21 protein-coding genes are annotated in these 26182 nt (G+C 36.3%); 5 read left to right on the top strand and 16 right to left on the bottom strand.

Going from position 1 to position 26182, the window contains the following annotated elements; translation table 11 throughout:
• Positions 1-2 precede the first annotated feature (2 nt).
• Entirely contained in the window at positions 3-902 is a 900-nt protein-coding gene (locus AC6CHV_RS12635) for a pectinesterase family protein (RefSeq protein ID WP_440273667.1), read from the top strand.
• A gap of 28 nt (positions 903-930) precedes the next feature.
• Here AC6CHV_RS12635 and AC6CHV_RS12630 read toward each other — a convergent pair whose 3' ends face one another.
• The 13 genes from AC6CHV_RS12630 to AC6CHV_RS12570 form a co-directional block, all read right to left on the bottom strand.
• Complete coding sequence (locus tag AC6CHV_RS12630; RefSeq protein ID WP_498078988.1) at positions 931-2487, bottom strand: family 43 glycosylhydrolase; 1557 nt, start codon at positions 2485-2487, stop codon at positions 931-933.
• Positions 2488-2535: 48 nt separating this feature from the next.
• On the bottom strand, positions 2536-4089 hold the full coding sequence (locus AC6CHV_RS12625) for a family 43 glycosylhydrolase (RefSeq protein WP_498078987.1): 1554 nt from the start codon (positions 4087-4089) through the stop codon (positions 2536-2538).
• Between the two features lie 38 nt (positions 4090-4127).
• Positions 4128-5141, bottom strand: a complete 1014-nt coding sequence (locus AC6CHV_RS12620) for an alpha/beta hydrolase family protein (protein WP_341332471.1) — start codon at positions 5139-5141, stop codon at positions 4128-4130.
• Between the two features lie 33 nt (positions 5142-5174).
• Complete coding sequence (locus AC6CHV_RS12615; RefSeq protein ID WP_498078986.1) at positions 5175-6707, bottom strand: glycosyl hydrolase family 28 protein; 1533 nt, start codon at positions 6705-6707, stop codon at positions 5175-5177.
• A 23-nt stretch (positions 6708-6730) separates the two neighbouring features.
• Complete coding sequence (locus AC6CHV_RS12610; protein WP_341332473.1) at positions 6731-7843, bottom strand: prenyltransferase/squalene oxidase repeat-containing protein; 1113 nt, start codon at positions 7841-7843, stop codon at positions 6731-6733.
• 36 nt (positions 7844-7879) lie between these two features.
• Positions 7880-8755, bottom strand: coding sequence for a carbohydrate ABC transporter permease (locus AC6CHV_RS12605; RefSeq protein WP_341332474.1), 876 nt, complete (start codon positions 8753-8755; stop codon positions 7880-7882).
• A gap of 18 nt (positions 8756-8773) precedes the next feature.
• On the bottom strand, positions 8774-9781 hold the full coding sequence (locus AC6CHV_RS12600; RefSeq protein ID WP_498078985.1) for an ABC transporter permease subunit: 1008 nt from the start codon (positions 9779-9781) through the stop codon (positions 8774-8776).
• 204 nt (positions 9782-9985) lie between these two features.
• Positions 9986-11230 (bottom strand): MFS transporter, encoded by a 1245-nt coding sequence (locus AC6CHV_RS12595; protein WP_498078984.1) that lies wholly within the window; start codon positions 11228-11230, stop codon positions 9986-9988.
• Positions 11231-11362: 132 nt separating this feature from the next.
• Positions 11363-12844 carry an extracellular solute-binding protein gene (locus AC6CHV_RS12590; protein WP_341333568.1) on the bottom strand — a complete coding sequence of 494 codons (1482 nt, stop codon included), beginning with the start codon at positions 12842-12844 and terminating at the stop codon, positions 11363-11365.
• Positions 12845-13116: 272 nt separating this feature from the next.
• A complete protein-coding gene (locus AC6CHV_RS12585; RefSeq protein WP_341333569.1) occupies positions 13117-14583 on the bottom strand; it encodes an extracellular solute-binding protein in 1467 nt (488 codons plus the stop codon).
• 293 nt (positions 14584-14876) lie between these two features.
• Positions 14877-16037 (bottom strand): acyl-CoA dehydrogenase family protein, encoded by a 1161-nt coding sequence (locus AC6CHV_RS12580; protein WP_498078983.1) that lies wholly within the window; start codon positions 16035-16037, stop codon positions 14877-14879.
• Between the two features lie 181 nt (positions 16038-16218).
• Positions 16219-16566, bottom strand: coding sequence for a DUF2680 domain-containing protein (locus AC6CHV_RS12575; RefSeq protein ID WP_121447078.1), 348 nt, complete (start codon positions 16564-16566; stop codon positions 16219-16221).
• Positions 16567-16679: 113 nt separating this feature from the next.
• A complete protein-coding gene (locus AC6CHV_RS12570; protein ID WP_121447079.1) occupies positions 16680-17372 on the bottom strand; it encodes a YjbE family putative metal transport protein in 693 nt (230 codons plus the stop codon).
• Between the two features lie 167 nt (positions 17373-17539).
• Here AC6CHV_RS12570 and AC6CHV_RS12565 point away from each other — a divergent pair, with 167 nt between their 5' ends.
• Both AC6CHV_RS12565 and AC6CHV_RS12560 read left to right on the top strand, forming a co-directional pair.
• A complete protein-coding gene (locus AC6CHV_RS12565; RefSeq protein ID WP_498078982.1) occupies positions 17540-19675 on the top strand; it encodes a GDYXXLXY domain-containing protein in 2136 nt (711 codons plus the stop codon).
• 100 nt (positions 19676-19775) lie between these two features.
• A complete protein-coding gene (locus AC6CHV_RS12560) occupies positions 19776-20975 on the top strand; it encodes a M20 family metallopeptidase (RefSeq protein ID WP_440274797.1) in 1200 nt (399 codons plus the stop codon).
• A 47-nt stretch (positions 20976-21022) separates the two neighbouring features.
• On the opposite strand, the gene AC6CHV_RS12555 is transcribed toward AC6CHV_RS12560, so the two are convergent.
• The 3 genes from AC6CHV_RS12555 to AC6CHV_RS12545 form a co-directional block, all read right to left on the bottom strand.
• Positions 21023-21733: an EcsC family protein gene (locus AC6CHV_RS12555; protein WP_341332480.1), complete on the bottom strand. Its 711-nt coding sequence runs from the start codon at positions 21731-21733 to the stop codon at positions 21023-21025.
• Between the two features lie 65 nt (positions 21734-21798).
• Positions 21799-23028 carry an ABC transporter permease gene (locus tag AC6CHV_RS12550; protein WP_498078981.1) on the bottom strand — a complete coding sequence of 410 codons (1230 nt, stop codon included), beginning with the start codon at positions 23026-23028 and terminating at the stop codon, positions 21799-21801.
• On the bottom strand, positions 23021-23761 hold the full coding sequence (locus AC6CHV_RS12545) for an ABC transporter ATP-binding protein (RefSeq protein WP_341332482.1): 741 nt from the start codon (positions 23759-23761) through the stop codon (positions 23021-23023). The genes AC6CHV_RS12550 and AC6CHV_RS12545 overlap by 8 nt, the downstream gene beginning before the upstream one ends.
• A 735-nt stretch (positions 23762-24496) precedes the next feature.
• Between AC6CHV_RS12545 and AC6CHV_RS12540 the strand changes: the two genes are divergently transcribed.
• On the top strand, positions 24497-24925 hold the full coding sequence (locus AC6CHV_RS12540; protein WP_341332483.1) for an HIT family protein: 429 nt from the start codon (positions 24497-24499) through the stop codon (positions 24923-24925).
• Positions 24926-25075: 150 nt separating this feature from the next.
• Positions 25076-26158: a 3-phosphoserine/phosphohydroxythreonine transaminase gene (gene serC / locus AC6CHV_RS12535; protein ID WP_341332484.1), complete on the top strand. Its 1083-nt coding sequence runs from the start codon at positions 25076-25078 to the stop codon at positions 26156-26158.
• The last annotated feature ends 24 nt before the right edge of the window (positions 26159-26182 follow it).

Raw genomic sequence — 26182 nt, 5'->3', positions numbered from 1 at the left:
TCATGCAAAAACTAGTAGTTTCTCAACAGGGAGATGGTGATTATTCCACGATTCAAGCCGCGATTGATGCGGTTCGGGTCTTTCCTCTGGAACCAGTAACCATTTATGTAAACAAAGGTATATACGAAGAAATCATAACTGTACCTGAAAATAAACCCAATATTACCATCATTGGGGCTGGAGAATACGAAACGATTATTTCAGGTAGTAAATTTGCCAGAATGAAAAACGCAGATGGGAATGAAATTGGGACATTTGAAACAGCTACTTTCCAAGCGTTTGCAGATTTATTCCAATTGAAACATCTTACAATTCAAAATGTTGCCGGTTATGGTGAGGATATCGGCCAGGCACTTGCACTTTATGTAGCTGGTGATAAATGTACATTTAACCATGTTAGGTTATTAGCAAATCAGGATACTCTTTACACATCTAAGGGAAGACAATACTTCTCAGAGTGCTATATTGAAGGACATGTAGATTTCATTTTTGGCTCTGCTGTCGCTGTTTTTGAGGATTGTACGATTCATAGTCTTCGCAAAGGCTATATTACCGCTGCGTCAACTCCTAGGGAAAATGAATATGGGTATGTTTTCAAAAATTGCAAACTAACTGGAGCAAAGGGTGTCTCTGAAGTATACTTAGGACGCCCTTGGCGACCATTTGCCCATACAGTCTTTATCAATACATGGATGGGTCAGCATATTCATCCCCTTGGATGGGATAATTGGCGAAATGAAGACAATGAAAATACAGCTCGGTATTCCGAATGGAATAGTACAGGACCTGGAAGTGATTCCCCACACAGAGTTAGCTGGGCAAAATCATTAAGTGAAGAGGAAGTTTCAAAATACTCTTTAGGGACTATTTTCCATACGAATGATAAATGGTTACCAAAATAAGCTCCCAAATCGGGAGCTTATTTTTTCATCAATCATCTAATCCGATGTACTCAAAATAATCGAAATCAGCATGGCGTAACGACTCAGTGCCATTTGAACTTGCATACATTCCTAAATAAGCACCTGTAAAGCCGCCTGCAACATCTGTGCTTAATATTCTTCCATCCACATCTTCTTTTAAGACTTGCCACTGTTCAGGCTCTTTTGCTACATAAAAATGATAGGACTGACCATATGCCTCAACTTTTAAATAAACTTCATTTTGTTGGTAAGGACATGACGCAATAATTTCTTCTTGTCCCGCTTCTCTCTTTATCAATTTGATCTCAGATTGTGTGTATTCTACTCGATAATGAAAGTCCGAGTTTTGTAACAATACAAGTCCTGCTGCCTCATACTTATTGTTTGGTGAGAATTCCATTTTTGTTCGAGCTGCAAAATTTATATGGCGCTGTCTAAGACCAACAAAGGCAGGATTGACGGTTTCTGTGATCGTTTCAGCCTTCAATCGTAACCGCAAATAACCTGGGCGTTCCGTTAATGACCAAAAATCACCTCTTGGTGTTCGGATGAAATTCCACTGCATCTGTAGTTCCGGTAAATCAAAATGGTCACAAGCTGGTATGGTTGGCCATCTTTTCTCCTCGATATTAGGCTTGATTCCTTCCATTTCAATAATGCCTTTTCCTGGATTGACGACAGGCCACCCTTCTTCCCATTTAAGTGGAACGAGGAAGGACTCCCTACCTAGGTTTCGATATTCACCACCGTATGGACGTGAACCTAAACAAACCATCCACCATTCACCATTGTTTGTATCAATAATATCACCGTGACCTACATTTGAAATCGGGTATTCTCTTCCTAAATGCCGATGTGTCAATATGGGATTCATTTTAGCACCTTCATACGGGCCGGTAACGGATTTGCTCCGTGCAACTGTAATGGAATGAGTAAAACCAGTGCCACCTTCTGCAATGATTAAATAATACATGCCATTGACCTTATATATATGTGGTGCTTCCTGGGCATGAACATTCTTTAAAGCCCCATCCCAAAGACTGTATTTCTCCCCGATCAATTGCTTCGTCTCTAAATCTAGTTCCTGCAACCAGATTTCCATATGTTTTGGATAAAGCTGCCCTCCTGGAGGTCGTCGATTTGCTGTCACATATACTTTTCCATCATCATCAAAAAACAATGATGTATCAATGCCAGGACAGTCCTCTAGCCAATATGGATTAGACCAAGAGCCTTCAGGTTTATCAGCTGTTACAAAAAAGTTTCTTCTAGCACCTGTTTGACTTTCTACAAAGGTTGTAATGACATAGAAGACACCCTCGTGGTAACGTATGGTTGCTGCATATATTCCCTTTGAATTAGGTGTTCCATCAAGATTCAATTGACTTGGTCTGGTAAGCACATGCCCGATTTGCCTCCAGTTTACCAAATCCTTGCTATGAAAGATGGGTATACCAGGAAAGTACTCAAATGTAGATGTGACTAAGTAATAATCATCATCTATTCGACAAATAGACGGATCTGGATAGAATCCTGGAATAATTGGATTTTTAAATGTAGACAATTTGTTCTCCCCTTTCTTCAAAACAATAAAAGGGCATTAAATGCCCTTTTAATTGTGAACTGAAAAATAGTCGAAATCTGCGTATCCTTTGCTATACTCATGGTTGTCGTTATAACAATAAATTCCGATTTGAGCACCAACCCATTTTCCTGGTGTAGCTTCAAAGATGTCTTCTGCCTGTGCAAAACTGATCCCATCCTCACTAAAGCTAAATCTACAAATCGCACCTTCATTGACTTCTACTTGTAAAAAAAGTTTATTTCCTTTGATTTCGCCGATACATTGTACGTTTTGAAGATTTTTCTCATTTCCCCTGACATAAAAAACACCAAGTTGACCATCTAGTTGCCTCACTTCAATTGAAGCATACTGTTCTCCTAGTACAAGCAAACCACAGTGATCTTCAGGGGATTCAGGAGAAAAAGTCAGTTTTGTTGTTACTTTAAAAACTTCTGCCGGGAATTTCTGTGTCATAACATTTGGAATATGATAAAGATTGGTTTCCCCAGACTGGCCAACAGCATATAGCCTCAACATTTGGTCTTTTATATTGTACCAATGGGATTTACGATTTGCTTGCCATTGCCACTGAAGCCCTAATTTATTCGAAGTAAAATCATCACTCATGTCGGGAACAACAACCTCTGAAGATGCTTGTGCTTTTGGTTTTTCCCATTGAATCACAGGCTCTCCGATTCCTGCCTCATTTTGATTTTGCCCCATTACTGGCCAATCATTTTCCCAATACATTGGTTGAAGATGAACAATACGACCGTATGCTTCCTTATCTTGAAAGTGGAGAAACCATGATTCACCAGTTTCAGTCTCAACCCAACCTCCTTGATGAGGACCATTAATATTCGTCTTCCCTTGATGTAGAACAATCTTATCCTCGTATGGGCCAAAGATATTGCTTGAGCGCAGTATTGTTTGCCATCCGGTTGGAACCCCACCTGCTGGAGCAAAAATATAATAATAGCCATTTCGCTTGTAAAATTTAGGACCTTCGATTGTTGGATGATGCTGTGTTCCATCAAATACATGAATACCCTCATCTAAAAGCTCTGTTCCATCTGGTTTCATCCGACTTACATGGAGAATGCTTTTGAAACCAGTTCTGCTTTTTGCAAAAGCATTGACCAAATATGCCTGACCATCATCGTCCCAGAATGGGCATGGATCAATCCATCCCTTGACTTCTTTAACTAAGTGTAATGGTGTCCATTCCCCCGCTGGGTCTACTGCCGTACTCATAAATATGCCTTCATCAGGTGCACTAAAAAACACCCAGAATTTTCCGTCGTGAAAGCGAATACTAGGAGCCCATACACCCTCCCCATGTCGTGGTTTATCGTAACTAGCGTAAGGAAATGTTTGTGCCACATGATTAATAATCTTCCAATTTACAAGATCAGTAGAATGTAAGACCGGTAAACTTGGTGACATATGAAAGCTTGAAGAAACCATATAATAATCTTTTCCTACTCGTACAACATCAGGGTCTGAATAATCTGCATGTAAAATCGGATTTTGATAAAAACCATTCTCTAAATCTGCTTGCCAAACCTTCCGATCAACAACACTTTTTTTTGCTTCCGTCATGTAAACAATCATCTCCATGCTAATATTTGGATTTATTGTTACCTAACATCCAAGGTAGAACAAAGCCATTCAAACGATTGATCTCCACATATCTCATGTCCACCGTCAAAAAGATGTGATTCTACTAAGTGTTCACTTTTACGTTCTGTATAGATTCTTTTAATCTCCTTAATTGCTTTTTCAGTTTCTTTAATTGGAAAGAGATGATCTTGTTTTCCTGCTTCAATAAAGAGTGGTCGTGGAACAATTAATGAAATTAACTCAGGCATTTCCGCGTCTTGCAAGATGCCCGGTACATAATTATCTAGACAGTGCCTTCTGTGTATGATACTACCTTTAAATGTATTCGCATAACAGGAAATAACAGTTGCAGTGATTCGTTGATCGAAAATAGAGGTGTAGGCGGCAACAAGTCCGCCTCCCGAAATTCCCATACAACCAATGCGGTTTGAGTCGATTTCTTCTAACCCCTCCATGAAATCTAAAACTTTTTGACATTCAAAAACACGAAGTCCTGCAAGTGTCTTTCCATAAAGCAATAACTGACTCGCCAGTGAATAACAAGAATTATCAGAAGGGTTCGTACGGTCATCATTTGAATAGGTTCGTTCCCCAAAACCAATTAATTCTGGAGCCACCACAATAAATCCCCGTTTGACAAGTTCCACCGCAAAATCCTTATGTAATCCTGGTTCCCCTTTTCGATCATTTCCAGATGGGTCTAGCCCCACAATATCTTTGTTTCCATATCCGTGACCATGTAAGGCAAGTATTGCTGGAGCTTTTTTTCCGTGAATATTATTTGGTACCAACACATACATCTGCATCCTAACATTTGGTAGAGTTGTAATCTCAGCACTATACCTTGTATAGTGCTCATATTGCTTTTGCTCGACCAAAGTAGGCTGAAGAGGCTCGTCATTTTTAAAAGTACCGATTCGTTCATGAAATTTTTCTTTTAATACTGTTTGCCATTTTTCATCATAAGTTTTTCTATCACTTTTAACAGTGTCTTGATATAATTCATCCAAAAATGGATGGGTTACCCACATGTAAATCCCCCCAATCAAATTAACCTACATGTTTTATAGATCCTGTTTTAATAAATTGCTCTGCTCATCTATTTGTAAATAGTTTTTATTTGCCATTTGTGAAGCATATCCCTCAACATTTTTATGTTCAACTCGTTTTAATATAACTGCTGGGGAGGAGTCATGCTGCTTTCTCATAGTAAAATGGTCGATGTTCACATGCTGACTATCTTCAATTTGAAGACCAGTACCTTGACGCGTTTCTACACGAACATGATGGATATCTAAATTTGAAATGTATTTTCCAAAAATTCCTGCTCCAGCCATTATTAATTCCTCTTGAACCATATCTGGCTCTCCGCCCTCTTCATTTGGGTCCATCGTCATTTCGATGGTAGAATGAGAGATTGAAATATCGTTAATTGGTCTTTCCGGAAGCCCATATATAAAACCAGCAGCTGCTCGGCAGTTTCTAGCAGTGATATGACTAATTTGGATATGTTCGATTTCTGGTGTCTTTTCAGTGATTGGCTGTGCCTCAGGGCTATTTACTGTTGGATCGTTTTCATTTACACCATGGCGATAGAATGAATTAATCGCAATTGGACAGAATACATCCTCCATATAAATATTGTTCACAAGGATATTTTTCACGTATCCGCCGCGTTCTCGGTTTGTTTTAATCCGTACTCCACGATCTGTTCCAATAAACGTACAGTTAGATATCGTCACATTTTGGATACCGCCAGACATTTCACTACCAAGGACAATTCCACCATGTCCATGGTGCATAGTACAATTGGTTACAACCACATTTTCGGTCGGCTTACCCACTCTTCGTCCATCCTCATTAATGCCAGATTTTATGACAAGGCAATCATCTCCTACGGCAAAATGACAATCTGAAACACGTACATTTGTACAAGAATCAATGTCAAAGCCGTCACCATTTGGTGTATCAGCGGGATTTTCAAATGTCACATTATGAACGGTTACATGATCGCAATATACGAGGTGTGTATTCCAAAAAGGTGAATTTTTTAAAGTGACACCTTCAATTGTGACATGTTTACTGTTCATCAATTGTAGTAAAGGTGGACGTAGGAATTGAGAATCCCATTCTACGAGATTCGTCTCAATAGGTTCCATAAAGTTCTGATTTAGTTGAGCGATTTTTTCTGTTGTTTTTGAAGAATATGCTTTACTATCTACACGAAGCTGTCTATTAATTAGCCACCATGCTTTTCCCTGACCGTCAAAAGAACCTTCTCCTTTTATGGCCACATTCGTAAGGTTATCTCCGTAAATTAGTGGAGAATACCCATAACATTCATATCCAGACCAGCGTGTCTTGACAGGCTGATAACGATCAAATTCATCCGAAAAAGTAATCGTTGCTCCCGCTTCTAAATAAAGGGTAATATTACTTTTAAGTACGATTGGACCGGTCAAATAGTTGCCAGATGGTACAAAAACAGTTCCCCCTCCGTTTTCTGCACACTGATTAATTGCCTGAGCAATAATTTCCGTGTTATCTGTACGATTATCTCCAATCGCTCCTAATTGTGTGATGTCTAAAAACGCCATTCTATTACCTCCAACAATTATTGCTATACTTGTAATCTATTTATTAATAGGTTAAAAAAATTCTCAGAACCCTTAATTGGTTCTGCCGTTATCCCTACTAACTTGTGCAATTGCAAACGAATGAGTGTAGCTTGGGTACTAGCGTTCATATCCCCTTCGTATAATCCTTTACCAAGATGTACCGCCACAGGCATATCTGGATAATACTCATCAGATTTTACTTGGGCAATATTTGGTGCAGTTGGTGAATTCTTAATTTCCCTTGAAAACCCGCCATCCGGACGTTTAAGCTTTTCCATATTATCCACTGTGATTTGAATGATTTCCTCAAGTTCATGAATGGGTATATCAAGATTAATATAGGATAATAGATCAATAGGATTTCGAATGTAGCACATATCCTTTGCTAACTCAGTCCGTAAACAACGAAGAATACTTTGATACATCTTTTCAACTCTCGGCATAGGTAAACCAAACTTATGATAGAAGGTGTGCAGTTTAAATGTCCCTGAGATGCGGACATACATGCTACCTTCTCCCCATAGCCCTGTCTCGGGATCTTGTATGCTTTCTAAGTAATTTGCAGCGACTTTAATCATTTTTTCCTGCCTATCTTTATCCATTTGCCCAATATACATGCAAGATGATGCTAATAAATCGCAGCCACGCCAACTATTCACTAAACTAATACTTTTCCATTTATTTAAATATGCATCTTCGGAATACACATAGTTTGGTGCTTTATTGAGGTCTACTGGTGACGGATATAGTGGCTTACCGCCCAATCGATGTAGAGAATTTAATGAATAATTGATGGCTCTGCTAACCATTACTTCATCATTCTTCATATTAGGATCTTCATCCAAAAAATAACCTGATTCTGAGTCTTGTTTATCTTGGAAAAAAGAAACAAATTTTGCCCGTACTTCTACGGGCATTTTAGTAAATAATTCATTTCTTGATAAGATGTTTAATGCTTGGGCTGTTGATTCGATATCAGGCGTAAATGAGCTATCAGAAACAGAACTTTTTGCATAATAAAAACCGCCTGTGACCGGATCGTATTGTCCCGCCAGCCATTCAAAGAATCCATTGAATAAAGAATCTAATTTGTTAAAGGAATTGGTATAATACATCTCTGTAGCTCACCTTCTATATTTAGTTTGTATTGACTACTCCTTCATGGAGCCAAGCATAGCTCCCTTTGTGAAGTATTTTTGTAGGAATGGGTAAACCATTAATACAGGTATTGTAGCGACAACAATTACTGCCATTTTGATTGTAATGTCTGGCGGTGGAATATTTGTAAATTCAGAGCTATCGTAGCTAAGCCCACTCGCAAGAACTACAATTTGTCTTAATAAAACTTGAATTGGCCATTTTGCTGCATCATTGATATATAGGATTGCATGCATATATGTGTTCCAGTATGCAACAGCATAGAATAAAGAAACAGTTGCAAGAGCTGGTTTTGAAATTGGCATTACGATTCTAAATAGTACTCCAAAATCGTTACAACCATCTATTTTAGCTGATTCTATTAACCCTTCTGGTAATCCCATGATGAAGCTTCGTAAAATAATCATGTTAAATACATTGATTGTAACAGGTACAATTAATGCTGCATAACTATCAAGTAGACCTGTTTCTTTTACAATTAAGAATGTTGGTATCATTCCACCACTAAATAACATTGTGAATACGAATAGGAACAAGATTTGTCTTCTACCGACTAGATCTCTACGTGATAATCCGTAAGCTGTTAATAATGAAATGAACATACTCCAAAGTGTTCCGATAAGAGTAACGCCTATTGAAACGAACAATGCCTTAAATATTGTATTAGTTGAGAAAATATACTTATAAGCATCTAAACTAAAAACAGTTGGAAATAAGACAAAACGTTTATCTGCTAACTCCGCACTTGTTGTAAAGGACGCTGCAATTACATGTATAAAGGGCAGGACCATTGTCAGTGCAATTACTATAAGTAGTAAATAATTTCCCCATCGAAAGATACGACTTCCGATCTGTTTTTCTCCAACCATGCTCTCACTCCTTTTGTCTTAATAGATACCTTCTTCTCCGAATTTCTTAGCCATTCTGTTTGCAAAGACAACTAGAATCAAACCAACTAGTCCTTTAAACAAACCAACTGCTGTACTATAACTGTATTGTCCTTGTAATAATCCAGTTGTGTATACATACGTATCAAAAATTTCTGCGACATTACGGTTTGATGCATTTAATAATAGGTAGACATGTTCAAAACCAAGCTCTAGAACGTCACCGATTTTTAGAATGAGAAGAACAATAATAACTGGACGAATAGCTGGTAAAGTAATATGCCAAATTTGACGTAGTTTACTAGCCCCATCCATTTTTGCTGCTTCATATAAACCAGGATCGACCCCAGAGATTGCAGCTAAGTAAATGATTGTTCCCCAACCGGCACTTTGCCACACAACTTGTATGATATATACTGGTCTGAACCAATCAGAGTTCATTAAGAAGTTAACCTTATCCATTCCTAAACTTACCAATAATTCGTTTATTAGTCCGCCATCCATTGTTAGGAGTACAAAGCTTATCGAAACAATAATTACCCAACTCATAAAGTGCGGAATATAGATAAGTGACTGTATCGTTCTTTTAAAGAAAAGATTTTTGACCTCATTTAGCATTAATGCCAAAATAATTGGAATTGGAAACGCTATAAAAATATGCAATCCAAAAAGTACAAGTGTATTTCTAAAAATCATCCAGAAGTCTGAATCTGTAAAGAGACGAGTAAAGTGTTCAAATCCGACCCAATCACTTCCAAGGATCCCCTGATATGGTTTGTAATCTTGGAATGAAATCACGAGACCGAGCATAGGGACATATTTGTAAATGAGAAGGTATAATACACCTGGTAGGATCATTAAGTATAATAGTTTATTCTTAAATATCCGCCTTTTTAATTCGGCCTTAAAGCTCCTTTGCAAATCGTTACTAGAAACTTGCTTTGTTTTATTCAATGCTAGTTCCGTTTGGTTGTTTTGTTCAACAACTGTTTCTGACTTCACCCTCATCTTCCTTTCATCTTATAATCGTAATCTTGAATGCATTTGCCTTTAAAGGCTTGTCATGCAAATACATCATACATTAGGAGATTTCATTGTTACCGTATTTGAAACAAACCTTATACCTGTATTTTCTAAATCTTTCTTCATATCGTAAATAATCAAAGTTTCATATACTCAGTAGATAATGAGAGTATATGAGACTTTGAAGATTTATCTTAGATTATGATTATACGGACTACTTCTCTTTTTTGTTAAAAATGATTGTTTATTTATAGCTAAATATGGGATAAACCATTGGAAAACCGCTAGTGAAAACAGAACGATTGGTATACTATCTGCTTCAATGCCATTAACAAAAATTAAGAAAATGATTATCCCAAAACCTCTACCTAAATTGATTATTGTCTCCCTCAATACAACTGCTTCTGTCCTAAAATTTGACTTTAAAGGGAGATGTCCAATCATATTATAGTAAAAAGCTTCGTATGCATTTCCTTGCAATGGCTTGAATATGGAATAAATAGACATGAACAAAATCACCGTTAAAGCCGATAAATCTGCTAGTAAAAATATAGCTGAAAGTGTGAAGCCCACTGCAGAAATAAGTAAATACTTTACCGTACCTTCGGCTTGAGCAAACCTAGAAATGAAATAACTCGCTATTATTGATAACGATAGGAAAACAATGTTTAAGTTAGCTACTGTTTGTTCCTGAAGGAAGATCTCATATAATAATATCGATGGAATAAATGATAATATCCCATGTGGAAAACCTAATATAAACCAGCCAAATAATGATCTCTTAAACCCTGGTTCCCTTTTAATTATTATTGGTAGGTATTTCATATAATAGGATGTATGATGATTTTCTTCTTTTTTCATTTTTAAGCTTCCCAATGCAGCAATTGCAAACATTACAAATGCCTCTCCAAAGACAATCATATAACCTTGGAATCCCGAATATAGGCCAATGATAAATCCTGCGATTGCCGGTCCTGAAAGATTCGTTCCATTCATAACAATGGTATTTATTCCTAATACCCTGAGGCGATTTTCATCCGTTGAAACCTCATGTACAATCGTAAAATATCCCAGCCAATATAAAGCCTGCGAAATGCCTTTCATGATTGCAAATAGGATATAAAACGTCACGATTTCTTCTTGGGCTAGTAATATAAAAAGATAAAAGAATGCAGTTATAAAGATACCTAATCGATACGCGAGTAGTTTTCCCTTCCTTTTAGCAAACTTACCAATTGAGAATGTTGTCATTGCCTGGGCAAGAATTGCTACTAAATTGAAGATTGCATTGATTAATAAACTATTGGTTAATCTCCATAAATAAATATTGAGAAAGATTAAAGACATCGAATTTCCGAATTGGTATATGGCATGATTCACAAGGGAAATTACCGCTTGTTGATTTAATCTCCTCGCCTTTTCAATGCGTAACATATGGTACACTTCCCTAAACTACAGATTAATAGAATAATAGGTATTACCATTACCCATTTATTCATTTTGATGTTGTAATAAAATAAAAGGCTGTATGGACAGCCTTTTATGCTAGTAGTAAGAGTTAAAGTATTATTTAGACTTCTTATAAGACTCGTTAAATTCTTTAATTACATCGGCTCCGCCAGACTTCTTCCAATCCTCGACTGCCTTTTCAAAGCCCGCTTTATCAAGATCTCCTAAGATATACTGATACGTTGCATCTGTAATTTTTTGAGCAAGAAGTTCTCCTTTTTCCGCAAAAGTGGCAGAGTCAAGTGCATTTGTTGGATTATGAATCAAGTAATTTTCATTATCAATGATTAATTCTTCCGCTTTTTCCTTAGCAGGTAATGTAAATACCCCTTCATATCTTCCGTTTGTACTAGGCTCACCAATTTCAATTGCTTGGTAAGGTTTTACTTCACGGTTTGTTAAATCTTGGTCCTCAGATGCTAAAGCTCTACCATCTTGTACTTCATAGTGTTCACCTTCAACACCCCAGAAGATTAGGTTCGCAATTTCAGGAGTAGCTAATTTATCAAAGAAACCTAAAATTCCTTTTAATTCTTCTTCTGATTCGACAGCAGATTTAGGGAATAATACTACGTTACCGTAACCAGGGATTGCCCATACACCAAATTCTCCATTTGGACCCTTAATGTTATTATGAACATCGTACTCAATGTCGGGATTTAGCGCTACTGCATCCTTGTGAAGGCTTACAACGTCAGCCATTGAACCAATATACATTCCTGCAGTACCGTTTTTGAAGAATGCTTGTTGATCTTCTTTACTTGTTACTGGGAAGTCTTGATTAATATATCCATTGTCACGAAGGTCTTTAAAGAAATCCATTGTTTGCATATACTCGTCAAACATAAATTCAGGAAGAAGTTCTCCATCCTTTTCTCCCCACTCATTCGGAGTTCCAAACCAAGAAGAAACAGTTTTAAATGCTCCATATACTAAATCACTACGGTCAGTTAAACCAAATGTATCATCCTTACCATTGCCATCTGGATCTTTTTCAGTAAATGCTTTAGCCATTTCATAAATATCCTCAGTTGTTTCAGGAGTTCCTAGACCTAACTTCTTAGCCCAGTCGCTTCTATAAATTAAACCTTGGCGAGATAATGGTCTTCCTTGATAGATTGAATAAATCTTTCCATCTACAGCTGTATTAGCTAAGATTTGTTCATTTAATTTACTTAAATTTGGAAACTCGTCTAAATATGGACCGATTTCCCAGAACTGACCATCACGGATTGCTTCCTTAAATTGAATAAAAGTTGTTTGGTTTTTCAAGAATACAGCTTCTGGTAAAGTTTCTGTTGCAAACGCTGTGTTCAGTTTTTCCTCATAACTTGTATCAGGAGTCCACTGAATAGTAAGATCCACACCCGTTTTTTCCTCTAACAACTTCTCAATTTTGTCGGATGGAACTTCTGGTGTGTGAAGGTTAGCCATAAGTGTAAAGCTAACTTTCTCATTGGATTCTTTTGGCTTATCAGAACCCTTGTCTCCTGAAGCGCTTTCATTTGAACAAGCAGCTAATCCGCCAACCCCTAACATTAACGCAAGGGATAGGCCTAAAAACTTCTTACTTTTCTTCAAAGGTAATTCCCCCTATTTATTTTTTTAGTACACCTTAAATTTATCTCCATGTCCTAATAATGTGAATAATCAAATTCTCACATATACCTATAATATCAAGGTTTGTAAACACTTTCATTGGCGATTATTAGAAAATGATTATCACATTTACAAAATTTTAATAACCTTCACAAAATGAATATGAAAAAAAGTGAAAGCATCATTTCAGCCCTCACTTTTGTACTTTGAAACTACTTGTTTAAATTCTGGTAAGCTTCATTAAATTCTTTAATGACATTTTCCCCACCGGATTTTTTCCAATCTTCAATTGCTTTCTCAAATCCAGCCTCATCAAGATCACCGAGAATATATTGATATGTTGCATCTATCATTTTTTGATTCAGAAGTTCTCCTCTTTCTGCAAAAGTAGGTGAATCAAGTGGGATTGTTGGGTCATGAATTAAATAATTTTCATTATCTACAATTAGTTTTTCAGCCTTTTGTTTAGCAGGAAGGGTATGGACTCCTTCATATCTTCCATTTGTCTTTGGTTCACCAATTTCAAGTGACTGATATGGTTTTACTTCCCTTGTTGTTAATTCAGTATCCTCTGAGTTAAGTGCTCCACCATCTTGAACGGTATAGTGTTCTCCCTCAATTCCCCAGAATATCAAGTTTGAAATTTCAGGTGTAACTAATTTATCGAAGAAACCAAGGATATCTTTTAATTCTTCTTCACTTTTAACAGCTGATTTCGGGAATAATACAACGTTTCCGTAACCTGGGATTGCCCAGATACCGTATTCACCATTAGGACCTACAATTTTATTATGAACATCAAATTCAACATCTGGATTAAGTTGTTTCGCATCTTTATCAATACTAATTACGTCTGACATTGATCCAATGTACATACCAGCAGTTCCGTTTTTAAAGAATGCTTGTTGATCTTCTTTACTTGTCACTGGAAAGTCTTGGTTAATATAACCGTTATCACGTAGCTTTTTCATAAAGTCCATCGTTTGTTTATACTCATCAAACATAAACTCAGGGAGAAGTTGTCCATCCTTTTCACCCCAGTTGTTTGGAGTCCCGAACCAAGATGCTACAGTTTTAAACGCACCATATGATAAGTCAGCACGGTCTGTTATTCCAAATGTGTCATTTTTACCATTTCCATCTGGATCATCTTCCGTAAATGCTCTAGCCATTTCATAAATATCATCTATTGTTTCTGGGGTTCCTAAGCCTAATTTTTCTGCCCAGTCTTTTCTATAAATCAAACCTTGGCGAGATAATGATCTACCTTGGTATAACGAATAGATTTTACCATCAACAGCAGTGTTTTCTAGGATTTGTTGATTTAACTTACTTAGATTTGGAAACTCATCTAAATATGGGCCAATTTCCCAAAACTGTCCATCACGGATTGCTTCCTTAAATTGGATGAATGTTGTTTGATTCTTTAGGAAAACAGCCTCTGGCAGTGTTTCGGTGGCAAATGCTGTATTTAACTTTTCTTCATAGCTCGTATCTGGAGTCCACTGGATAGTCAAATCAACATCTGTCTTTTCCTCTAGAAGCTTTTCGATCCTATCAGATGGAACTTCTGGTGTGTATAGGTTTGCCATAATCGTGAAACTAGTTTTACCGTCTTTATTTGTGTTGTTAGAAGCACCAGAGCTTGAACATGCAGCTAGTCCACCTGCTCCTAGCATTAATGCTAAAGACAAACCTAAAAATTTCTTTTTACTATTTTTCAAAACTATTTCCCTCCTAACAGGAATGTATATTACTCTCTCAATTTATTTGATTTAAAGGGTTCCGTAAATAATCACTATCTTAGTTACTCTTATTATATAAGGCTCTATAGGCATTTACGAGTTTTGATAGTAAGAAATTGATTACCTATTTATAGAAATTAATATTATTCTAGTCAACATATTTTTTACTATTAAAATAAAAAAAGTAGCCGCGAACAGCGACTACTTTCTCATTCAATTAGATTTAGTTAATTTTCCATTTCTTTAAATGCTTGATCCGCTAATTTTGCGATTGTCATGTCATCCATTGGGGGATTATGGAGTCCCGCTCTTACATCTCTATAATAGCGTTGTAACGGATTGGACTTTTGAAGGCTCTTTGCCCCAACAATCCGCATTGCTTTATCTACAACGGAAATAGCGCTATTTGTAGCAATATATTTTGCAAGTCCGAGCTCCGAACCAAGCTGACTTCGATCATCTGTCTTATCCCATTTGTCAGCAATTGCATATAGAATATGGCGTGCCTTTAAAAGCTCTGCTTCCATTTCTCCCACATTCCGCCTTACATTTGGAATCGTTTTAATCGGTCCATTTAGACTGTTAGGTGAATATTCGTTTGCAAATTTCACAGCATAGTTTCTTGCCGCCATTGCAATTCCCAAGTAGCAAGCCGGTATATGAAGTAGCCAACCATTTGGAGTTGCTTTTTGCTCAGGTGTCACCATTTCAACTAAATCATCTTCTTCCAACACAACATTTGTAAGGACAAGATCGTGACTCCCTGTACCTCTCATGGAAATTGTATTCCAGGTTTCTTCGATCATTACTCCGGGCTTAGACCTTTTCACTAAAAATTCCCCGATTTGGTCCGTTCCATCTATTGAGGCAATTACCCCAAAATAATCGAGGACTGGAGACATAGTCGTAAAAGATTTTCTTCCAGAGAGGACCCACTTATCCCCTTCTTTCTTAGCAGTTGTTTGAGGTTTACCTCCCCTCGTTGGACTACCCGTTTGAGGTTCAGTTGCCGCGCGATTATAAAGAGCACCTTGTAAGACCTCTTTTGCATAAAATGATCGTTTTTCTTCCTTCCAACGCTTTTTATCAAATAAATCCATAGTTGCCCCTAAATGCCAGCCAATTGATAATGCGGTAGAGCCATCACCTACTGCAAGTCTTTCTTGAAGTAAAACAAGGTCATATAAGGAAAGCCCCTCTTTCCCACCATATTCCTTAGGAACGGAAAGGCTAGTATAACCAGTATTTCTTAGTTCCTCTATATTTAATAGAGGGAACTCGCCTGTTTCATCATACTCAGCTGCTCTTTCATTAAACCTTTCTGCTAATTCACTCACCAGCTTATATAATCGTTCTTGTTTTTCTGTTTTAATAAATGAAATGGGCATTTTCACCTCTCCTTTTGCAAATACCCTTAAGTATTTAATGTTTTTATTATACTATTCCTATTGGAATAAATAAAAAAGGATGCCTAAATATGAGGATGTGATACCAAATGAGAAAATGATTATTTGAATTTAATAAAAAAAGCTAGACAAAACAGAACATGTTTTACCTAGCTTATTATTATTAATTTTTGTCATTATCATTTCTATCGTCATCATCTTTGTGCTTTTTATGATGATGCATTGGAATGTATCCGTGTTCTTTGATCTTTTGATAATGTTCGTCTAACCAGTTTAGTTTTTTATCCGCTTTTTCTTTTGTAAGGACACCATATTCAACGTATTTGTTAATAATCTCCTTTTTTGTATCAAGAAGATCAAGATACAGCTTATCAAGCTCTTGCTTTTGCTGATCCGTTAATTCTACCTTTGGCTTTTGGTCGACGTTCTCCATTTCAGCAGATACTTGAATTTCACCTACTAACAAAAAACTTAGAAATAATGCTAAACCGGTAAAAATTATCCTTTTCATAATAATACTTCCTTTCTGCTTATGTACAAAACTCGTTTTTAGTATCCATTATTATCCATTATTTATACTAAATATTTTATGAATATCAAAAGGCAGCCAAATGACTGCCTTTTTTAAGAAGCTTTTTGTTTTTCTTTAATTGAATGTGATTTCGTTTTCTTCACCTTTGTTCCAATTAGTACAACCGCAATAATGATTATCGCCTCAAATGTGTACCTAAACCAAGGATTATCAAAGAAGTCTTGTAGAATTGGCTCTCCTACAATCATTTTAGCTGCAGTATAGGAAAGGATAGCTGCACCTATTGTAACAATGATTGGAAAGCGGTCAATTAATTTAATGAAAAGCGTACTTCCCCAAACCATGATTGGAACCGATATGATTAACCCTGTTATGACCAAAACAAAGTTACCATGAGCGGCACCTGCTACTCCTAGAACATTATCGAGTCCCATTAAAGCATCCGCTACGATAATCGTTCTAACAGCGGCTGCAAAAGAACCCTTGGCTTCTATTTCATGTTCATCTTGGTCATCAACAAGAAGCTTATATGCAATCCAAATGAGAAGAATGCCGCCAACTAGGTGCAAACCAGGTAACTCTAAGAGCCAAACAACAGCTAATGTAGCTGTAGCCCGGATAATAATTGCACCAACAGTTCCCCAAAGGATTGCCTTCTTTTGTTGTTCCTTTGGTAAATTTCTTGCCGCTAAACCGATAACAATCGCATTATCACCAGCTAAAACGAGATCAATTACTATAATCGCAAGTAGAGCTGAAAAAAACTCTGCTGAAAAGAATTCCATAAGTAATTCACCTCAAGATTAGGTTTCCCTAAGCTTTTATGAATTTGTTCATTAAATATTGGTATTGGAACTGGCAAAATATATTATAATCAATACAACGATTCATCTTAACCACATATAGTATGAGTAGGATATTTATTTTTCCTTGAGGAAATGGGGAGTATGATATGAAGAAGTTGATTCCTTTTGGTTACTTCGCTTCGATAGTTTTGATATTATCTGGAATTCTTTACTTTTTTGCTGCTAACTGGCCTGAATTTTCACGGTATGAAAAGCTTTCGCTTTCGGTTGCGGCTATGATTTTGTTTTATATCTTATCAGTACTTTCCACAAAACTACTTTCACAACAAGTATTTTTAGGAAAATGGTTTTTAGTGGGTGGTGCGATCACCTTTGGTTTATCTATTGCATTAATTGGTCAAATTTATAATTCTCATGCCGACAGTTATGTACTATTTCTTGTTTGGCTAATACCAGTTATACTGCTTGCAATAAGCACAAATTATGCTCCTTTTTCCATAATGAGCTTTATCCTTTTTCATCTCGCCTATTGGTTCTATATGAATCCATCATCATATTTCATTGTTCGCACAGATTTTCAAGAGTGGCTCATATATCTTGTAATTGCAGTACTTAATCTCATTCTCTTTATCCTTACTTTTACTCCGGTATTGGATAATAAAGCAATTCGCTACATGTCATATACCATGACACATATTATGTTAATCGGAATGAGTATTTTCGAATTATATGAACCATATAGTGGCTGGACGAATATCTTATATATTTTGTTTGCTGCTGTTTGTTATTTTTATCTTGCATCAAAGAAAATTGATAAGTATCTTTTCATTATTCTTTTTACAATGGTCAGTATTTATGTCTGTACAAAGATTATTGAAATTCCATTTTTATTCGGAGAATCAATTGGATATCTTGGCTTGCAATTACTAGGTTCAATTGCCTCTATCGCTTTAATTATCGGCGGAATATTGTTGGCTAGGCATTTATCATCCAAGCATTCTGAAGCTCCTATAGGTCAAGCGATTAAAGGTACGTTAATCGTGATTGTTACACTCATTGGTTCCTTCATGTTTTCAATAAGCTTTGGAGGAGTTCTCTTCCTAATATTCTCTAGCTTCTATGCTACGGTTGTTTTAAGTTTATTATTTATTTCTATAGGTTTATTTGTGAAAAAGCTTGGGCCATATGTCCGAAACACGCTTCTGTTTATCGGATTTTTCTCAGGTCTACTGGAAGCATTTTTCCTATCTGCACCCATTACGATTTTCTTTTTAAGCGTTTCTATTGTCGTAACAGTTATCATGAAAGATGGAAACATAAGATTCTTAAGCTACACTACAACCATCGGATGTTTAATAAATCTAATATTAGATGAATTAGGAATGTGGGTCCATTTAGAATTTGTATTCATAGGTATTGCACTAGTCAATGCAATAATCTATTATTTTGTTCGAAAGCAAGCTACATTAAAACGAATAAGTTTGTTTTACGCCTTACTCTTTTTCTACGCTCTTACCTTTTTAGATAATTTACTTTGGCAGGAAATAATCTATAGCTTTTTGTTTTTTATCATAACAACAGTACTTGTTCTTTTCTTCTCACGAAGAGACGATTTATTTTTATTTAGAATGACTTTAGTGTTCTGGATTGCACTATTTATATCAACTTATTACGACCTTGTTTGGTCTCTTGTACACAAATCACTGTCACTACTATTGATTGGACTTATTTTCTTCATAATCACTCAATTCTTTGAACGAAGGACTGATAAAAGTGAATTAAAGAAAGTAAAGGTTTTTTTAAAAAAGCAGTGGATTCTTATTGGACTCATTCTTCTTTTGCAGTTGACGATCGCGGGATACCAAATTGGGACTAGTGAGTCATTATTAAATAACGGTAAAGAAATTACACTTGAGTTAGCACCTGTTGACCCCCGTTCGATGCTTCAGGGTGATTATGTGATCTTGCGTTACGAAATTGCAGAAGTCAATGAATTAAAAAATGTTCATTCAGGAAATAAAGTGTTTATTCTGGCAAAAGAAGACCAACATGGTATCTATCAACGGGAGAAAATACTCACTTCTATAAATCCTCGTGACTATCAACTCGCTCAAGATGAGGTCCTAATTGCTGGTAAGTACAATGGCTATAATGGTATTATCATCGGTATAGAAAGTTATTTTGTTAAAGAAGGTACAGGTTTAGACTTACAGCGCAATGCAAAATACGCTAAAGTAAAAGTTTCGAGAACCGGAAATTCAATACTACAGTCAATTGAGTAGGAGGCAAACTGTCCTCCTTTTTTTATGCAAAATTACAATACGATACAACTTATCATGATATAATTTATAAGTATTATAATTTGAAGGGGAGAATCGAGAAATGTTACAAAACCTATATGAATCTTTAGACAAAAAATATTCAGAATTGGTTGAAATTCGACGTTATTTACATCAACACCCAGAAGTTTCCTTTAAAGAATATAAAACCGCTGAATACATCTCGAATTTTTATAAAAGTTTAGGAATTGAAGTGCGTACAAATGTAGGTGGTAATGGTGTTGTTGCGAAAATTCATGGTAACAAACCAGGTCCAACTGTAGCTTTACGCGCTGATTTCGATGCTCTTCCAATTCAGGACGAAAAGGATGTACCTTATAAATCAACTGTCCCTGGTGTGATGCATGCTTGTGGACATGATGGACATACTGCTACATTGCTAGTATTAGCAAAAACACTTCATGAAATGAAGGAACAACTCGCAGGAACAGTCGTCCTTATCCACCAACACGCAGAAGAATTTGCTCCAGGTGGTGCTATTTCTATGATTGAAGATGGGTGTCTTGAAGGTGTAGATGTCGTATTCGGCACTCATTTATGGGCAACAACACCGACTGGAACGATTGAATACCGCGTTGGTCCAATCATGGCTGCTGCAGATCGTTTTGAAGTTAAAATTCAAGGATCAGGTGGCCACGGAGCACATCCACATACCACTAAGGATGCCGTTGTTATTGGCTCTCAGTTAGTTATGAATTTACAACAAATTGTGAGCAGACGCGTTGACCCAGTTGAATCTGCAGTTGTATCAGTAGGCTCTTTCGTTGCAGAAAATCCGTTTAACGTAATTGCAGACTCAGTTAAACTTGGAGGAACAGTGCGAACATTTAGTGAAGATGTTAGAGACCAAATCGAACATGAAATAGAGCGAATTGTAAAAGGAACATGTATTGCAGCAGATTCCACTTACTCCTATGCCTTTCATCGTGGTTACCCTGCAGTCGTTAATCATAAAGAACAAACGGATTTCCTAGTTAAAGCTGCTGAAAATGTACCTGGTGTTATAAATGTTACGGAAGCTGCTCCTCAAATGGGTGGCGAGGATTTTGCTTATTATTTACAGCATGTACCTGGAACTTTCTTCTTTACAGGCGCGAAGCCCGCTGATGAAACAAAAGCTTATTCACATCATCATCCAAAATTTGATATTGATGAGAAAGCAATGCTTATAGCTGCCAAAACATTAGGAACAGCAACATTAAACTATCTTTCAGTCGAAAAATCAGAAGAAGCTACAGTATAAAAATAAAACGCAAGAATGATGTATTTCGCACCATTCTTGCGTTTTTATTATTGTAGTATTCGAATACGATAACAATTTTTCGCAACTTCTCCTAAGTGATCAAGTAAATTGTAATTGGCATATGCCCCAACAACAGCTCCAACACCTGGAAGTAATTGAAGCATTTTTACAAAATCAATATAATCACGGTATTCTTGTTGGAAGACACGCCAATCCATTTCGACTAGGCTCTCTTTCTCAAGTTCCCAATTCTCGATAATGTGAAATGTTTTCTTTTTATGTTCATCACTAGAAAAAGCCAATTGAAACACATATAACAAGAAAAGACGTTCCTCATATTTTTTCGTATCAAATCCATGTATCGCTGCTACTTCAAATAAAAATTTCATCTTTATTGAAAGAAGCAAAGGAAAATCGGCCAAGGCTAGAAAAAAACCTCCTGCCCCTGTACCTGCTCCTTCCGCAGCTGCAGTTCGTCTATAGACTGTTAATTTTTCTTCTATTAGCTTTTCTTTTACCTGCAATGTCATTTCATCCGGGTAGTTTCCCTTTGTTGTATATTCTGACCCAACTAACGTAGCTTGAACCATCTTCTTGATGCTCTCGGTAATGACAGTGTGGGCTTTTTCGGGAATCATTTCGTTCACTTTTGTTTGAGCTTTTTTTGAGACACGTTGGAGCATAGTAGATTTTTTAATCAGCTTTTTTCGCCATTGAAATAATTCCTCTTCTACTTTTAACAGATATGAATCATCCATGCACCCTCTACCCCTTTATTAATTTAATACTTACTACGATTTAAAATAGGGATAGGTTTCAAATATTAACTATACATCCGGTCAAGCTTTTTTACCTTCCCCTTTGTATATACAAATACAAAAAGATACACGAACACTAGACCAACAACAAATAATAAGATTGTTATCGAGAATTCAACTGTAAGTAAAAGGATTATTGTAAATAAGACACATTGAACTACTAGCAGCTGAAATAGAAACTGTAAATAAGAGGATAATTTCGATTCTTCACTTACCGGATATAATCGAACCCATATTTTAAAACTATGGTGTCTCCATAATGTCATAAGCTGATAGCCTGTTAAATATAAAAATAATATCATCACAAACGCTTTACCATAATGAAATGGGACGAAATAAATAATCAATCCGCCAATGATGGTTAGCCTCGCATACAAACCTAAGTAGTCGCTTGTCCGCAAAAAGGTACGCGTATATAGATAGCGAAATGTATTTTTCTTAGAGTATGAAATTAGACCGGTAACCCAGTTAAGCCAAGGTCGTTTTTTCACCTGCTCCTTTAGTTTAGGAACATCTGTGAATAAATTAGCAATTCGATAAAAAGTAAGCATTCTCTTTGACTCTAACTCGATTAATGTATTCCATTTTAGACCTTTACCCTCGACTGCTTTATGAAAATAAAGAAGTAGCCCAAGCATGAGTATCACGACACAACCCATAAAAATGATCGATGCATCAGAAAATAATAAATACATTAGCACGATATTTAAAATAAGCCGAATTACGTTGTCAGTATAATAAGTTGAGTTTTCTTGGTCATGCTGAGTTAACCATGTCATGAGCAAGTTCCACGCCTTGCTCAAAAGAACAATTACAAAAATAGCTACTAAGGATGAAAATGTTTTATCTGTGACAGCAAGATATAAAGGTGCTGCAATTGCAAACACAATTAATAATAAGTAAATTTGAGAAAACAAGCTATACCAAAATGCCTTTTGAAAATAAGGGGTTAACTTCGTTTCAATTGGCAATAAGAAGACAAGGTCTGGCTCTTTCACTAAGGATTGAACTCGACTTCTAGTCAGTATAGCTCCTAAAGCAAGTGCAATAATAATCGCGTAAGGAAATTCCTTAGGAACATCCTGTAGCCAATAATTATAGTAGTATGCCCCTCCGCCACCTAAAAAGAGGAGAGCGATTAACAAATGGTCATTTAACATATACCGCAAATAACGGCTAATTTCTTTAAAATGTTGGACCTGGCGTTTTTTCCATAGTTCTTTGATATCAATCATTTTCTTCTTCCTTTGTCAGGCTGATATAAATATCATCGAGTGATGCGTTCTCCATTTTGAATTGCCTGCGGAGATCTTCTAAGGCTCCTGAAGCCTTTACTTTTCCGTTATGTAAAATAATAAAGGAATCACAATACTTTTCTGCAGTCGCTAAAATATGGGTAGACATTAAAATGCCCGCACCTTGATTTTTCTTTTTATTCATTAGCTCTAACAAGGATTGAATACCAAGTGGATCTAAACCTACAAAAGGTTCATCTATGATATACACATCCGGATCAACTAAAAAGGCACACATAATCATGACTTTTTGCTTCATTCCTTTTGAGAAATGAGCTGGGAAAAACTTTACCTTTTTTTCCATTCGAAATTCTCTTAATAAAGGTTCAATTCTTTCTTCAAATACTTTCTTATCAAGTCCATAAGCCATTGCGGTTAATTCAAGATGTTCATAAAGGGTTAACTCATCATAAAGAATTGGTGTTTCTGGAATAAAACTAAACTTGGATCGATAGGCTTCCATGTCATCTTGAATCGTTTTCCCCTGAATATGAATAGACCCTTTCTTTGGCTCCATTAAACCAATTATATGTTTAATTGTCGTGCTTTTCCCCGCACCGTTTAATCCGATTAATCCTACAATTTCGTTTTGATTAACTTTGAAGGAAACATCCTTAAGAACAGGATTTTTTGTGTAACCACCGGTTAGATTTTTTATCTCTAGTAGTGCCATGTAAAGCTCCCTTCTTATCATACAAGTTTTTTCGTTTTCTGATGTCTAGCTCCAAGCGCCATCGGCTCCAGGGCCTAAGCCATCGCTTCCTTCTTTTTGCTCAACTTAAGCTTGTTGCCTATCGCTGAGCGCCTTGCGCTTTTCTTTTTATCATATCAAAAATTGCCATTTTTACATAGTTAAAAAAATTGAATAGAACATTTTAAAACGGCCATACTAATTTTTGAAGAGGGCAAGAAAAAAAGCCTTTGATGTTAATCATCTACCTGGAATGAGGTGTTTGTTAAAGACAATATCCTTGTTTTAGACGACAGCTTTTTATATCTGTTATAAGGGGATGGTTACTTTGGGAAATGTGAGAATAAAGTAAGTTCGAAACAAATTACCACTAACAAAATAACAATATTTTGTAAATGAGGTGTTTGTTAAAGGCTACCTAGTCGCTTTATAAGTTGTATTAACTTATAAACATTAGACAAGGGGATGGTCCGCTTGAACTACGGAATTGACTCACTCCATTAGATAAAGACTTTCATTCCTAAAAAAAATGAGGTGTTTATCAAAGATACCGTTAACCTATAACAAGAAAGCCTTCTTCAGAAACAGGATGCATCCTTTGCGATTGCATCCTGTTTTCTTTTTTAAAAATTGGTTACAACATGAAAATTTTAACATCGTATGAACATGTGATAAAATACTAGTTATTAACTGAATTATTGAAAGGAATGGACGTAAATGAGTGATTGTATTTTTTGTAAAATCATCAATGGAGAAATTCCAAGTGCAAAGGTGTTTGAAAATGAACACGTGTATGCCTTCCTAGACATCAGCCAAGTATCGAAAGGACATACTCTTGTTATCCCAAAAGTACATAAAGAAAATGTATTTGAATTAACGCCAGAAATTGCCCAAAATATCTTTGAAGTTGTACCATCTATTGCAAACGCAATAAAAAAAGAATTCAATCCAATCGGTATGAACCTTTTGCAAAATAACGGTGAGCAAGCTGGACAATCTGTATTCCACTTTCATTTACACCTTATCCCTCGTTATGGAAAAGGCGATGGATTTGGCATCGTATGGAAGTCTCATGAAAGTCAATATTCATCGGATGATTTAAAAAATATTGCCTCAAGCATTTCAAAAACAATTGAACAGAATTAACCTCTAAAAAGGCAAGACTTAGGTCTTGTCTTTCTTTATGTCGTGAAAGCGCTATTCTGTGTTTTTTCTAAAAATTTCACTTTTTTTTTCATAAAAACATGATAAGATAACTTTATTCAACTAAAGCAACAAAAATAGGAGGATTCAATTATGCAACGAGCTTACAATTTTAATGCCGGTCCCTCTGCTCTTCCAATTGAAGTATTAAATCGAGCCCAAGCAGAACTTAATAATTTCAAAGGAACTGGCATGTCTGTAATGGAATTAAGCCATCGAAGTAAGGAATATGATCAAGTACATCAACAAGCTATTTCTGATTTACGTAGTCTCATGCGAATTCCTGATGACTACCAAGTATTATTTTTACAAGGTGGCGCAAGTTTACAATTCTCAATGATTCCCATGAACTTTCTCACTCCAGGTAAAATAGGTGACTACATATTAACTGGTTCTTGGTCACAAAAGGCACTTGATGAGGCAAATAAACTTGGTGAAACCAATATAGTCGCTTCCAGTAAAGAAGATAAATACAATTACATCCCTGAAATAGGTGCAAACGCTCATTCAGAGAACTCAGCTTATGTTCATATCACATCAAACAACACCATATATGGTACACAATGGGAAAAGTACCCTACCTATACAAATGTGCCATTAATTGCAGATATGTCCAGTGATATTTTATGTAGAGAAATTAATGTAGAACAATTCGGGATGATCTATGCTGGTGCTCAAAAAAATCTTGGTCCATCTGGGGTCACCGTTGCTATTATTAAAGATTCCTTATTAAAAGAAGGCAATAGCAATCTACCTACCATGTTGGATTACAAAACACACGTAAAATCTAATTCACTTTATAATACACCACCTACTTTTTCAATTTACATGCTTTCGCTTGTGCTTGAATGGGTCAAGGAGCAAGGTGGCGTTCCTGCAATTGAAGCGATGAATAATGAAAAAGCAGCTCTTTTATACCAGACAATTGATGAATCTGATGGTTTCTATAAAGCTCATGCTAAAAAAGGCAGTCGTTCCACGATGAATGTATCATACACACTTCCAAGCGAAGAGCTTACTAAAAAGTTTTTAATACAAGCTAAGGAAAAAGGTTTCGTAGGGTTAAATGGACATCGCTCTATCGGTGGGTGCCGTGCTTCCATATACAATGCGGTACCTTATGAGTCTGTTGAAGCCCTCGCTTTATTTATGAAGGCATTTAAATCAGATAATTAGAACTGTAAATTGGTCTAATAGTCT

It is taken from the genome of Ferdinandcohnia sp. GQ5, from assembly GCF_059759275.1.
This window is presented reverse-complemented; position numbering and strand designations above follow the sequence as displayed.